The sequence below is a fragment of the Micromonospora sp. C97 genome (assembly GCF_018070385.1).
GTDB classification, from domain to species: domain Bacteria; phylum Actinomycetota; class Actinomycetes; order Mycobacteriales; family Micromonosporaceae; genus Micromonospora; species Micromonospora parva.
The window spans coordinates 247,153-258,961 of sequence record NZ_JAGPXU010000005.1 but is presented as its reverse complement, the minus strand read 5'-3'; the positions used below and the strand labels follow the sequence as shown (position 1 = coordinate 258,961).

Annotated in this window: 15 protein-coding genes; 6 read left to right on the top strand and 9 right to left on the bottom strand. The window is 69.8% G+C overall.

Annotation, left to right across the window (positions count from 1 at the left end; translation table 11 throughout):
* Positions 1-236 precede the first annotated feature (236 nt).
* The 3 genes from KBX26_RS10735 to KBX26_RS10725 all read right to left on the bottom strand — a co-directional run bounded on the left by KBX26_RS10735 (position 237) and on the right by KBX26_RS10725 (position 2,092).
* The gene (locus tag KBX26_RS10735; RefSeq protein WP_210865337.1) at positions 237-1,127 is read right to left on the bottom strand and encodes a hypothetical protein; all 891 of its coding nucleotides are present in this window, start codon (positions 1,125-1,127) and stop codon (positions 237-239) included.
* Positions 1,128-1,291: 164 nt separating this feature from the next.
* The gene (locus tag KBX26_RS10730; protein WP_210865336.1) at positions 1,292-1,681 is read right to left on the bottom strand and encodes a hypothetical protein; all 390 of its coding nucleotides are present in this window, start codon (positions 1,679-1,681) and stop codon (positions 1,292-1,294) included.
* A gap of 27 nt (positions 1,682-1,708) precedes the next feature.
* Positions 1,709-2,092, bottom strand: a complete 384-nt coding sequence (locus KBX26_RS10725; RefSeq protein WP_210865335.1) for a DoxX family protein — start codon at positions 2,090-2,092, stop codon at positions 1,709-1,711.
* 91 nt (positions 2,093-2,183) lie between these two features.
* On the opposite strand from KBX26_RS10725, the gene KBX26_RS10720 reads away from it, so the two are divergent.
* Complete coding sequence (locus tag KBX26_RS10720) at positions 2,184-3,167, top strand: RNA polymerase sigma-70 factor (protein WP_374224260.1); 984 nt, start codon at positions 2,184-2,186, stop codon at positions 3,165-3,167.
* 12 nt (positions 3,168-3,179) lie between these two features.
* Here KBX26_RS10720 and KBX26_RS10715 read toward each other — a convergent pair whose 3' ends face one another.
* Positions 3,180-4,382: a low temperature requirement protein A gene (locus KBX26_RS10715; protein ID WP_210865334.1), complete on the bottom strand. Its 1,203-nt coding sequence runs from the start codon at positions 4,380-4,382 to the stop codon at positions 3,180-3,182.
* A gap of 179 nt (positions 4,383-4,561) precedes the next feature.
* Here KBX26_RS10715 and KBX26_RS10710 point away from each other — a divergent pair, with 179 nt between their 5' ends.
* Together KBX26_RS10710 and KBX26_RS10705 are read left to right on the top strand one after the other, a co-directional pair.
* On the top strand, positions 4,562-5,140 hold the full coding sequence (locus KBX26_RS10710) for a TetR/AcrR family transcriptional regulator (RefSeq protein WP_307857795.1): 579 nt from the start codon (positions 4,562-4,564) through the stop codon (positions 5,138-5,140).
* Positions 5,141-5,237: 97 nt separating this feature from the next.
* Positions 5,238-5,948, top strand: coding sequence for an HAD family hydrolase (locus KBX26_RS10705; protein ID WP_030328703.1), 711 nt, complete (start codon positions 5,238-5,240; stop codon positions 5,946-5,948).
* A gap of 251 nt (positions 5,949-6,199) precedes the next feature.
* Here the strand turns inward: KBX26_RS10705 and KBX26_RS10700 are convergent, their stop codons facing one another.
* Positions 6,200-6,361, bottom strand: coding sequence for a hypothetical protein (locus tag KBX26_RS10700; protein WP_156057313.1), 162 nt, complete (start codon positions 6,359-6,361; stop codon positions 6,200-6,202).
* On the opposite strand from KBX26_RS10700, the gene KBX26_RS10695 reads away from it, so the two are divergent.
* Positions 6,360-7,145 (top strand): L,D-transpeptidase, encoded by a 786-nt coding sequence (locus tag KBX26_RS10695; RefSeq protein WP_167337271.1) that lies wholly within the window; start codon positions 6,360-6,362, stop codon positions 7,143-7,145. The genes KBX26_RS10700 and KBX26_RS10695 overlap by 2 nt on opposite strands.
* A gap of 14 nt (positions 7,146-7,159) precedes the next feature.
* Here the strand turns inward: KBX26_RS10695 and KBX26_RS10690 are convergent, their stop codons facing one another.
* The 4 genes from KBX26_RS10690 to KBX26_RS10675 form a co-directional block, all read right to left on the bottom strand.
* A complete protein-coding gene (locus tag KBX26_RS10690; RefSeq protein ID WP_030328699.1) occupies positions 7,160-7,435 on the bottom strand; it encodes a hypothetical protein in 276 nt (91 codons plus the stop codon).
* A 47-nt stretch (positions 7,436-7,482) separates the two neighbouring features.
* A complete protein-coding gene (locus KBX26_RS10685) occupies positions 7,483-7,914 on the bottom strand; it encodes a hypothetical protein (protein WP_030328697.1) in 432 nt (143 codons plus the stop codon).
* Positions 7,915-8,099: 185 nt separating this feature from the next.
* Positions 8,100-8,804 carry a VOC family protein gene (locus KBX26_RS10680; protein ID WP_210865332.1) on the bottom strand — a complete coding sequence of 235 codons (705 nt, stop codon included), beginning with the start codon at positions 8,802-8,804 and terminating at the stop codon, positions 8,100-8,102.
* Between the two features lie 118 nt (positions 8,805-8,922).
* Entirely contained in the window at positions 8,923-9,105 is a 183-nt protein-coding gene (locus KBX26_RS10675; RefSeq protein ID WP_030328693.1) for a DUF397 domain-containing protein, read from the bottom strand.
* 366 nt (positions 9,106-9,471) lie between these two features.
* Between KBX26_RS10675 and KBX26_RS10670 the strand changes: the two genes are divergently transcribed.
* Together KBX26_RS10670 and KBX26_RS10665 are read left to right on the top strand one after the other, a co-directional pair.
* Positions 9,472-10,758, top strand: coding sequence for an ABC transporter substrate-binding protein (locus KBX26_RS10670; protein WP_030328691.1), 1,287 nt, complete (start codon positions 9,472-9,474; stop codon positions 10,756-10,758).
* Positions 10,759-10,813: 55 nt separating this feature from the next.
* The gene (locus tag KBX26_RS10665; RefSeq protein ID WP_307857794.1) at positions 10,814-11,809 is read left to right on the top strand and encodes a sugar ABC transporter permease; all 996 of its coding nucleotides are present in this window, start codon (positions 10,814-10,816) and stop codon (positions 11,807-11,809) included.

Sequence of the window (11,809 nt, the reverse complement as noted above, 5' to 3'; positions counted from 1 at the left end):
TGGCGTTGGGCATGATCGTGCTCGATCCATGATGTAGTGGTGTCGCTGGCGCCGGGAGGCCACTCGATCCAGGATCGAGCACGATCATGACGGGCGACGGGCGACGGGCGACGGGCGACGGGCGACGGGCGACGGGCGACGGGCGACGGGCGACCCGCGTCGGGGGGGCCGCCAGGCGACACGCCCAGCGACCCCCGTCCACGGGTGCGTGCGGGCGCACCCCGTTCAGCTTGGGCCTACTCGGTGAGCACCTTCACGGTGTCGGCCAGCCCGTCGTTGCGGTTGATGCCGACGAAGAACTCGCTGCCGACGTGGGTGACATCTTCGATCTCGTCGGTCAGGTTGTTGCCCGGGATGCCGATGTCGCTCTCCACGTCGCCCCCGGACCAGTTGTACTGGTACACCCAGTTCCACCCCGTGGTGGGCGTTGAGGTGTTGATCGACTTGGTGTTCCAGATGTAGTTCTCGGAGCAGTCGATGCCCTGGTCCGAACGATTGTCGTGACTCGTCAGGTTGTTCTTGACCAGCGTCCAACCACTGGTGAGCGCGCCAGCGCCGGGATGGGTCCACAGACTGCCCAACCGGCGGGCCGCGTACTTGCCGGCTCCACCGGCAGCCGTCGCGCTGTAGCAGAGGCCGCTGATGTTGCCGATCGGCAGCCGCACCTCGCTGGTTGTGCCGATGGTTCCGTTGGCGTTCAGGCGAATGATTGTCACCTTGTCGCTGAGGAATGCGGACTGGCTTCCCTGGGTGGCGATCAAGGCAGGACCCTGCCCCAGATAGTTCGCGTTGTAGGCGAGGTCGTTGCCGTGGCCGAGTGTCGGGATGGAGGTGGGGGCACCGGCGCAGACCCAGCTGGCGCCGTCCCAGGTCGAGCCGTCACGAAGCCACCGGGACAGGACCGGCTCCGCGCCGGCCGCCTTCGTGAAGATGATGTAGAGCTGACCGCCCGGCCCCGCCACCATGCCCTGCATGACAGTACGGCCGGCCTTGCACGCACTGCTGTTCGGGATGTTCAGCCGTTCCGCGCCGCTCCGGTCGGTAGCGGCGGAGGCAGTAGCCGCCGGGGCGATGGCGATACCGACGGAGAGGGCGAGCACGGACGCGACGCTCGATAGTTTCTTCACGGGGCTGTGTCTCCTTGAGAGGTGAGGCGAGGCAGCTGGAGTCCCGTCGTCCTCGGGCGAGGGATCGATCATGCGTGATGATCTCGCTTCTCGCAGCTCGGGCACAAGTGTCGCCGCACCGACCCGCGTGCCGGATCGTCAGCCGGCGCGTCCTGTCGCGGCGCTCACCGATAGCCGATGTGGACGATCAGCTCGCCGTCTTCCGGGTGGGCCCCCACGTAGACAGACGCGGGGTCGAAGAGGGTCGGCGGCAGGATCAGCTCCTTGGAGAGACCCATCTCCCGTGCCAGGTCCGCTGAGGACTGGCCCGCCGCTGGCACCACGGTGATCGTTCGCCAGCACCCACCGGAGGCGCATTCCATGCCCTCGTCGGTGACCTTTGCTCCGGCCGGCACCTGCGGCATCCGCGACGTCGGTGGCAACTCTCCCTCGGTCTTGAACATCTGCAACCACACGAAGGACAGAACCCACAGGCAGGACAGCAGGCCCAGCGTGACGGACACGGCCACCAGAGCGTGTTTCGTTCGTCTCCTCAGCGCGGTCCGCGAACTCATCGGGTGAGGGTAGCGGGACGAGGTCGGTCAGCCGCTGAAGGGCGAGGAGTCGAGACGGCCCCAGGCCACGAAGGCGGCGACCGCGAGGTAGGCCAGGTTCAGCACGATGAACCTGGCCTCGTCGTGACGCAGGTGGGTGATCATCGCGCCGACCATCAGCACCATCCAGCAGATGGCGGTCACCGGCACCAGCACCGGTGCGACGTCCAGCACGGCGGGCAGGATGAGACCGGCCGCGGCCAGGATTTCAAGGACCCCGAGGGTTTTGACGAAGCCGACGCTGGCACCGTCGGTCCACCCTCCGCCGTTGGCCGCCGCCAACTTCTCCTTGGGTACGAACGTCTTGGTGATGCCGCCGGCCAGGGCCAACGCGGCCAGCAGTCCGGCCGCGATCCACAGAGCCAGATTCATGAGATTTCCTCCTCGTCGGTTCGCACAGGAGACACCGCCGGCCGGTGCGCTGTGACAACCCGCCCCGAGTGACGAGGAGCACCGGCATCGGGTGTCACAGGAGGTGGGCGGCCGGTGTCTGGTGGGCGAGGCGGCCGAGATCGACGAGACTGGAGGACGCATGGATGCCGAGGGCGGAATCATCAGCGCGGACGGCAGCGGGCAGCCCGCTGTCGACGCGTTCGTTGCCCACCGAAACCTGCTCTTCACGGTCGCCTACGAGATGCTCGGCTCGGCCGCCGACGCGGAGGACGTACTCCAGGAGACCTGGCTGCGGTGGGCGGACGTGGATCTTCCGGCGGTGCGGGACCAGCGGTCCTACCTGGTCCGGATCACCACCCGGCTGTCGCTCAACCGGCTCCGGGCGGTCGGCCGGCGCAGGGAGTCCTACGTCGGCAGTTGGTTGCCGGAGCCACTGTTGACCGCGCCCGACGTCGCCGAGGACGTCGAACTCGCCGAGAGCGTCTCGATGGCGATGATGCTGGTGCTGGAGACACTCGCGCCGACCGAGCGTGCGGTGTTCGTCCTCCGCGAGGTCTTCGACCTGGCGTACGACGAGATCGCCGAGGCGGTCGACAAGAGCCCAGCCACCGTCCGTCAGATCGCGCACCGGGCACGAACGCACGTCGCCGCGCGCCGGCCCCGGGGGATGGTCTCCCCGGCGGACGCCCGGCGGGCGCTGGACGCGTTCCGACGGGCCGTCGAGGTCGGCGACGTGCAGGGCCTGCTCGACGTTCTCGCGCCGGATGTCGTGCTCCTCGGCGACGGAGGCGGGATCAAACAGGCGCTGCTGCGGCCGGTCAGCGGGGCCGACAAGGTGGCCCGGCTGCTGGCCAGCAGGAAGGTCCAGGTGGCCGCCATGTCGTTGCGACCCGCCGAGGTCAACGGCTACCCGGCGTTGGTCCTCCGGTTCGACGGCGAGATCGACTCGGTGGTCACGCTGCGCGTCGACGACGGTGTGATCACCGCGCTCTACGCGGTGCGTAACCCGGAGAAGCTGTCCCACATGCGGCGGGCGACCACGCTGTGCCGTTGACGGCCGTTGCGGCTAGTACGGGGGAGCGGGTGTCTCCGCGGGACGGCGGCGTGAGCGTCGGGTGTCCGCCGCGGCGACGCCGAGCAGCACCACGGCGGCGACCGCGCCGGCGGTGAGCGGTTGGAGGTGCGGTGCCGCCGGTGCCAGCAGGCCGAGGGCCAGCAGGCCGGCCAGCCGGGACCGGGACACCCGGGCGAAGACCTGGTATTCGAGGGTGGAACGCCCGGTGAGGAAGAGCGCCGGGCCGCCGAGGATGGCGATGAGCCAGGCCGTCGGGAGGTGCCCGAGCGGTTCGGTGATGAACAACTCGAAGCCGACGCCGGTCAGCACGATTCCCGCGATCATGACCATGTGGGCGAACGCCATGCCGGTCGCCAGCCGCGCCGGGTCGCGGGAGCTGTCGACGGCCGCGCCCAACACTCCGCCCGCCACGTGGAAGTAGATCCGCCAGAGCAGGACGGTGCTCGCCAGCGCCAGGACGAACCCACCCGTCTGGTCGGTGTGGAACTCGCTGCCGCTGAAGGCGAGCCCGATGACGAAGATCGCCTCGCCGAGAGCGATGAGAAGGAACTGCTGGTACCGCTCGGCCAGGTGCTCGGCCGCGATCATCTGGACGCCGATCCGTCGCGCGCCGAGTCGGGGGGTCGGCCAGCCGAGGAAGAGCCCGGTGTAGTCGATCAGCACGGCGAGCGTCCAGAGTGCCCCGCGGACGGTGCCGTCGGTGACCAGCCCGCCGCCGACCCAGAGCGGTGTGCTCAGGCCGAACCAGAACAGGATCCGGATGGACTGGTGGGGATCCGGCCGGCCGTGCCCGGCGAGGTGGAAATACACCACCCGGCCGATCTGGAGGGTCACCAGGGTGATGGCGAAGAGGGAAGCCCGCGCGCCGAAGCCGTCGGGCACGGCGACGGCCATCGTCATGGCACCGACCAACGTCATGATGATGACGGTCTGGACGATCGGGGCGTCCGGGTCCAGCCAACTGGTCGACCAGACCGTCACCGACCAGACCGCCCAGAGCGCCAGGAACAGCAGCAGAGCCTGGCCGAGGCCCGCGTACACGCCGCGGTGGCCGTCGGTGAAGTCGACGATCAGCCGCGCGGAGATCCGGGTGAGGGCGAAGACGAAGACCAGGTCGAGGAAGAGTTCCAGGAAGGTCGCGCGCTGCCGGGTGGCGTCGTCGCGGAGCAGCCGGACGTCGCTGGCGCTCCTCATCGTCGCGCCACGCGTCGGTGCCCCCGTACGACCACGTGCCCTCCCGTCGTGGTGATCTCCTCACCTAACGAGCCAGGACGGCGGCGGTGGCACGGGACGGGAGGCGTCCGGCCAACCACAACAGTCACCAATCCGTCACCCGACCGCTACGACGGGTGTGCGCCCTTACGCTCGGGTGCGTGCCCGGACCTGCCGAGAAGGCCGCTGAACAGGACCGGCGTGACCGCATCGTCACGGCCGCGCGGGAACTGGCCGAGTCGGAGGGCTGGTCGGGGGTGACCACCCGACGGCTCGCCGAACGGACCGCGATCGACATGGGTGACATCTACCGGCACTTCGCCGACCTGGAGGCGCTGATCGCCGCCGTCGCCGTGTGTGCCTTCGCCGATCTGGCCGCCGATCTGGCCGAGGCGCACGCGGAGAGCGTCGGCAGCCCCGAGGGGGTCTGGCCGGCCGTTGCTACCGCGTACCTCGACTTCGCGTACACGAATCCTGAGGTCTATGACGCGATGCTCGCGCTGACCCCCGACCTGGCCCTCGGCGCGGATGGTGTGCCGGCCGCGCCACGGGCGGTCTTCGCGGAGCTGCGGGCGGCCCTGACCCCGCTGGCCGAGGGGCGGGACCCGGACACCCTCGCCGAGGTGGGTTGGAGCCTGTTGCACGGCGTGGTGATGCTCACCCGTGGTGGCCGGCTCCGACCCGAGGGGCAGGAGGACCGCGAGGCGTTGATCGCCCAACGGTTGCTGCGGTGGCCGTGACCACGCTCGCCGGGCGGAAAACCATGGGCTCTGCCGGGTGTCGGCCGCCTACCCTGTCCCTCGGCCTGCCGGGCGGTGGGCGCGGGGAGGGGATGGCATGACGGTCGGTGCGGGGGCACGGCGGGACGCGCAGGTGCTGATCTTCGACGCGGACGACACGTTGTGGGAGAACAACGTGGTCTTCGAGCGGGTGATCGACGACTTCCTGGGCTGGCTGGACCATCCCACCCTGGACCGGGCCGAGCTGCGGGCCGTCCTCGACGACATCGAACGGGCCAACGCGGTGGCGCACGGGTACGGCAGCAAGGTCTTCCTGCGCAGTCTGGCCGAGTGTCTGGAGCGGCTGCGCGAGCGACCGGCCACCGAAAGCGAACGCCAGGAGATCGACCGGTTGGCGGTGGCCCTCGTCGAGCACCAGGTGGAGCTGATGCCCGGGGTGGCCGACGCGCTCGACGACCTGGCCGGCCGGCACGAGCTGTTGCTGCTGACCAAGGGTGACCAGGAGGAGCAGCAACGCAAGCTGGACGCCTGCGGCCTGCTGCACCACTTCGGGGCCGCGCACATCGTCGCCGAGAAGAACGTCGACACGTACCGGTGGCTCACTCGGGAGCACGGCTTCGCGCCGGCCGGCGCGTGGATGATCGGCAACTCCCCGAAGTCCGACATCCTGCCGGCGCGGGCGGCCGGATTGAACGCGGTGTTCATCCCGAACGCGAACACGTGGGTGCTGGAGGACGACGAGCTGGACCCGACCGACGACGGGGTGCTGCGGCTCGCCGCGTTCCGTGACCTGCTGCGGCACTTCTGACCGTCCGGGAATCCCAACAGCGTCCGCGATCATGGTCGTGTTACGCCGACCTGCCCGATTTTCACAGTGGGATAAGTCCTGCCCCCGGTCGTTCGACGCGGCTTGTCCGGCCGGTCGGAGCCCACCTAACCTGGTCCGGCGCTCACGGCCTTTCGGGGTGTGCCGGGGGCGCGTCGGCGTTCGGCGGGTGAGCACCGTGGAGCTGAGTGCGGAGTGGGCCGGCTCACCCCGTTGTGGCGCGCGGCGTCGTGTCACGCCCGCGCGGCGGGTGCCGGAGCTGTCCGCTCCCCTGTCGGACGGCCGGGGGTCAGGGCCGGGTAGTTGCGGACCCGGTCCTGACCGCCCGCGAATTCGTCGACAGTGGCGCGTGGGGGCGGGCCGCCGGTCCGTTCGACTGTCAGGATGGCGGGCATGAAGCGCAGATCTTTCCTCCTCGGTGTGGCGGCAGGTCTGGCCGCCCCGACCGTGCTCGCCCCGGCCGCGCCCGCGATCGGTGCGGGCGGGCCGCTGCGGCCGGGCTGGGGCACGGACCCGACGCAGCGACAGTGGCCGGGGCGGCAGCGCCAGAACCGGGCCAGCGCGCTGACCACGCTGCCGACGGAGACGAAGCAGGTGATCATCGTCGGCGCGAGCAGCTACACCACCACCTACGCCACAGTGGAGACGTTCGTGCGGGCCCGCATCGGTTGGCAGCCGGTCTCGGCGCCGTTGCCCGCCCGGATCGGCTCGAAGGGCTTCAGCGACAACCACGTGGAGGGGGTGCCGACCACGCCGACCGGCGTCTACTCGATCGGTCAGACCATGTACGGCATCGCCGCCAACCCGGGCGTGCGATACCCCTACCACCGGTTGGTCAGCGGCGACTGGTGGAACGAGAACCCGTCGTCGTCGCTCTACAACACCTTCCAGCACAGTGCGACCAACCCGGGCGGGGCCAGCGAGGCACTGTGGCAGGAGGTTCCCGCGTACACGCACTTCGCGGTGATCACCTACAACATGGCGCCGAACGTGCCGAAGCCGGTGCCGAACAAGGGCAGCGGGATCTTCCTGCACCAGTTCAGCACCAGCGCCGGCAACGCCACTGCTGGTTGCGTCTCGCTCGCGCACGGGCACCTGGTCGCCGTGCTCAACTGGCTGAACCCGGCGCTGTCACCGCGCATCGTGCTCAGCCCGTACGCCCAGCTCGGCCGGTACTGACCGGCGCTGAGGGCTCAGTCGGCCTCGCGCCGGACGATCGCCACCGCCACCCGGCAGAACTCGTCCATGTCCGGGTTGAACCCGGCGGCGATGTCGGGGTGCAACCCGGAGCGGGTCTCCTCCAGCAGTCGCTGGCAGACCTGTTCCACCGGTTCGCCCGCGTAGTCGGCGCGGACCCGGTCTGTGGCCGCCTGAAGCGCCGAGGTGAGCTGCTCTTCCAGCGGGCCGCGCAGCTTCTGCTGCACAGGGTCGAGCCCGCGGGGGTCGAGCGTGACATGTGGCTCCGACATCGGTGCTCCCTTCGTCGGCGTCCGCGGTACCCCACCGCGAACGCCGGTCAAACCCCGTTCGGTACGGCGGCGACCCGCACCTGGTATGAGAAGTCCTCCGCCGGCTCCTCGTGGTACGACAACCGGCGGATCTGCCGGTCGTCGTCGTAGAGGGCGACGTCCACCAGGACGCCGAGGTGGGTGAGGCCGATGCTCGACACCCGCTTCTTGTCCTGCAACACCGCGCAGACGCCGCCGAGCAGGGTGCTGGCGTCGGACGTACGGTGCCCGGGCGGGCAGCGCAACACCAGGTCCACCTCGATCGGCCCGGGCAACGGCGTCCAGCCGGTGCGCTGGGCCGCGCCGAGGGCGGCCTGGAGCAGGGTGCGGACCCTCGTCGCCTGCCGATGCCCGGCGGCGAAGATGGACAACGCTTCGGTCTTGACCGGTGGCAGGCCGCTCACCTCGAATGTCAGGGCGAGAGCGCGGGTGTCCTGCACGACGGCACCTCCTCGTTGGGACGATCCTGCCGAACCGGGGGAGCGGCGGTGGGACGTTCCCGCGATTACCAACCGATCGGGCAGGCGTGGGTCGGCCGGAGGCGTGTCGACGGCGGCGGCGAACGCGCCGGCTGCGGCGCTAGGAAAACGCTAGCCGACGACGCCCGCGCCCGGTAGTCGGTCGTTCACCCGGTGCGCTCTGGTGCGAAGGCGCAGAACTCGTTGCCCTCCGGGTCGGCCAGCACCCACCACCAGTGCGCCTCGTCGAGCGGCTCCCGCAACAGCGTCGCGCCCGCCGCGATCAGCGCCGTCGGCTCCGGGTCGGCCAACTCGACGTCCCAGTGCATGCGGTTCTTGACCGTCTTGGGCTCGCTCACCCCGTCGAAGACAAAGCGCTCCCAGGGCAGGCCCGCGGCCCCGAGCACCGCCGCTTCGGTCGACCCGTACTCGACGGTGCCGCCGAGCACGCCGGCCCACCACATCGCCTGGGCGGCCGGGTCGAGCGCGTCCACCACCAGCTGGAACGGGCCCGGGTGGCTGTTGGCGTCGGCAGCGAGGGCGCAGAACTCGTTCCCGTCGGGGTCGGCCAGCACCCACCGGCCGGCGTCGTCGTCCGGCTCGCGCACCAGTCGGGCGCCCTCCGCGAGCAGCGCCGCCGGGTCCGCGTCGGCCAACCGCAGATCCAGGTGTACGCGGGTCCGGCCGACCCGGGGCTCGGGCACCCTGTTCACCCAGATCGACTCGGCGTCCGAGCGCGCGGAGCGCGGGTCCACCCGGGTGTCGCCGTCACCGGCGTCCGCCACGTCACCGTCGAGCATCCGGGCCCAGAAGGCGCCGAGCGCCAGCGCGTCGTTGGCGTCCAGACAGAGATCCTTGAAACGGGCCAGCATGGTTCCAGCATGCCTGGTCCGGGCGCGACTGCCGGCGGTCGCGAGACCTTTCAGAGTAGATCTTGGACAGTTTCCGTTCTGCCCGGACGGAAACTGTCCAAGATCTCCGAGTTCGCGTTCAGTGCTGCCTGGCGTAGGCGACGAACGCCTTCCAGGCTGCCGGGTCGACGTGCAGAGTGCCGCCGTCGCGGTCCTTGGTGTCGCGCACCAGCACCACGTTCGGCAGATTGTCGGCGACTTCGACGCAGGACCCGCCGTTGCCGCCGGACCGGGTCGACTTGCGCCATTGGGGGGTCAGCATGCCCATGACTTCGCCGCTTCCTTGATCAGCTCGGTTGACTGCCGGCGGGGGAGCACCTCGTTCCGCACGGGAGCGCTGTCCCCGCGCGTGATCGACTCGGCTTTCAGAAAAGCGGGGCTTCCCTGGTGCGGTGACGGCCCGACTTTCAGGAAGTCGAGTTGATCACGCACCTGGTGGCGGCGCCGGCAGAGGCGGCCGGGCTCTCGCTCTGACAGCCAGGTTTCGCGGCTTCACAGCTGGGGCAGAGTAGCCGCTACAGAGCCTCCGCGCCGGCGTTTCCGCAGCTTGCCGGCTCGGAGTCGGCTCGCCGTGCGCCGGGGCACGGATGCCCTTCCCCGGTCTTTCGCCGAGGAGAGGGGGAGGGCGATGACGGACCCCGACACGGCTCGACACCGACGCCGGCCGGTTGTTCGGCTGGGCGCGGCGGCTGCCGCGCTGGCACTCGTCGCGCCGCTGGCCGCGTGCGGCGCCGACGACGCGGGTGGCCCACCGACGATCAACCTGTACTACCCGCCCGAGCAGAACCTGCAGAAGGTCGTCGACGACTGCAACGCGCAGGCCCAGGGGCGGTACGAGATCGCCTACCGGGTGCTGCCCCGGCAGGCCGACGACCAGCGGGTGCAGATGGTGCGCCGGCTCGCCGCCGAGGACAGCGGGATGGATCTGCTCGGGCTGGACGTCACCTGGACCCAGGAGTTCGCCAGCGCCGACTGGATCCGCGAGTGGACCGGCCAGGACAAGGCCGAGGTCGAGCAGGGCACCCTCGCCGGACCGCTGGCCACCGCCCGGTACGAGGACAAGCTGTACGCGGCACCGAAGAACACCAACGTCCAGCTGCTCTGGTACCGCAAGGACCTGGTGCCGCAGCCGCCGACCACCTGGGACCAGATGATCAGCGCCGCCCAGCAGCTCAAGGAGCAGGGCAAGCCGTACCAGGTGCTCACCATGGGCGCCCAGTACGAGGGCCTGGTCGTTCTCTACAACACCCTCGCCGAGAGCGCCGGCGGGAAGATCCTCAACGACGACGGTACGAAGGCCGTGATGGACCAGGGCACCGTCCGGGCGTTGGAGCAGCTGAAGAAGTTCGCCACGTCGGGCGTGACGTCGCCGTCGTTCAGCAACGCCACTGAGGACCCGGTCCGGCTGGAGTTCCAGTCCGGCGCCGGCGCGTTCCAGGTGAACTGGCCGTTCGTCTACCCGGCTTTGCAGGAGGCGAACCCGGAGCTGGCCAAGCAGGTCGGCTGGGCTCGGATCCCGGGCATCGACGAGGGCACCCCCAGCAAGGTCACCATCGGTGGGGTCAACCTGGCGGTCAGCTCCTACTCCAAGCACCCCGAGCAGTCCTTCGAGGCGGCCCGGTGCATCCGCAGCGCCGAGCACCAGAAGTTCTCCGCCATCAACGACGGCGTACCGCCCACCATCGAGGCGGTCTTCGACGACCCGGAGATGACCGAGGCGTACCCGATGAAGGACACCATCCTGGAGGAGCTGAAAGAGCCGGCGACGCGTCCGCTGACCCCCGCCTACCAGAGCATCTCCACGGTGATGTCGGCGATCCTGTCGCCGCCGTCCGGGATCAGCCCGCAGCAGACCGCCGACGAGCTGCGCGACGCCATCGCCGACGCCCTCCAGTCGAAGGGGGTCCTGCCGTGAGCGCTCGGAGTGAGCCGGTTTTGCGAGCCCCGCAGTCGCGAGAAGAGGTGACGCCGTGAGCATCAACGCCACGCCCACCGGCGCCGATGTCGCCGCCGACGAGACCAGTGGCGCCACCGGCCGGCGCGCCACAGTGCCCGCCCAACGTGGCGGCCGTCGCAAGCCCCCACTGAGCGAGAACAAGAAAGCCGAACGCCGGCTCGGCCTGCTGCTCTGCGCGCCCGCCGCGCTGGTCATGATCGCGGTGACCGCGTACCCGATCATCTACTCGGTCTGGCTGTCGTTGCAGCGCTTCGACCTGCGCTTCCCCGATCAGCGTGAGTTCATCGGGTTGGAGAACTACGTCACGGTGCTCACCAACGAGTTCTGGTGGACCGCGTTCGGGGTGACCATGCTGATCACGGTGGTCACCGTGGCCGTCGAGCTGGTGCTCGGCATGGGCCTGGCGATCATCATGCACCGCACCCTGATCGGGCGCGGCCTGGTCCGGACCTCGGCGCTGATCCCGTACGGGATCGTCACGGTGGTCGCCGCGTTCTCCTGGCGGTACGCCTGGACGCCCGGCACCGGCTACCTGGCCAACCTGTTCAGCGACGGCGCGCCGCTGACCGAGCGGGCCAGCTCGCTGGCGATCATCATGCTCGCGGAGATCTGGAAGACCACCCCGTTCATGGCGCTGCTGTTGATGGCCGGGTTGGCGCTGGTGCCGGAGGACCTGCTCAAGGCGGCCTCCACCGACGGCGCGACCGCCTGGCAGAAGTTCACCAAGGTGATGCTGCCGGTGATGAAGCCGGCGATCCTTGTCGCGTTGCTGTTCCGCACCCTGGACGCGTTCCGGGTCTTCGACAACATCTTCGTGTTGACCGCCGGAGGCAACGAGACGTCGTCGGTGTCGATGCTCGCCTACAACAACCTGATCCGGGGCCTCAACCTCGGCATCGGCTCGACGATGTCGGTGCTGATCTTCATCACCGTGGCGATCATCGCATTCGTCTTCGTGAAGCTGTTCGGCACCGCTGCCCCGGGTAGCGACGACGGAGAGAGGCGCTGA

Coding starts and splice junctions, on each gene's coding strand:
- KBX26_RS10700 (WP_156057313.1), bottom strand. CDS start 6,361: ATGCCCGCCATCCTGACAGTCGAACGGACCGGCGGCCCGCCCCCACGC.
- KBX26_RS10705 (WP_030328703.1), top strand. CDS start 5,238: ATGACGGTCGGTGCGGGGGCACGGCGGGACGCGCAGGTGCTGATCTTC.
- KBX26_RS10695 (WP_167337271.1), top strand. CDS start 6,360: ATGAAGCGCAGATCTTTCCTCCTCGGTGTGGCGGCAGGTCTGGCCGCC.
- KBX26_RS10680 (WP_210865332.1), bottom strand. CDS start 8,804: ATGCTGGCCCGTTTCAAGGATCTCTGTCTGGACGCCAACGACGCGCTG.
- KBX26_RS10675 (WP_030328693.1), bottom strand. CDS start 9,105: ATGCTGACCCCCCAATGGCGCAAGTCGACCCGGTCCGGCGGCAACGGC.
- KBX26_RS10725 (WP_210865335.1), bottom strand. CDS start 2,092: ATGAATCTGGCTCTGTGGATCGCGGCCGGACTGCTGGCCGCGTTGGCC.
- KBX26_RS10715 (WP_210865334.1), bottom strand. CDS start 4,382: ATGAGGAGCGCCAGCGACGTCCGGCTGCTCCGCGACGACGCCACCCGG.
- KBX26_RS10670 (WP_030328691.1), top strand. CDS start 9,472: ATGACGGACCCCGACACGGCTCGACACCGACGCCGGCCGGTTGTTCGG.
- KBX26_RS10690 (WP_030328699.1), bottom strand. CDS start 7,435: ATGTCGGAGCCACATGTCACGCTCGACCCCCGCGGGCTCGACCCTGTG.
- KBX26_RS10730 (WP_210865336.1), bottom strand. CDS start 1,681: ATGAGTTCGCGGACCGCGCTGAGGAGACGAACGAAACACGCTCTGGTG.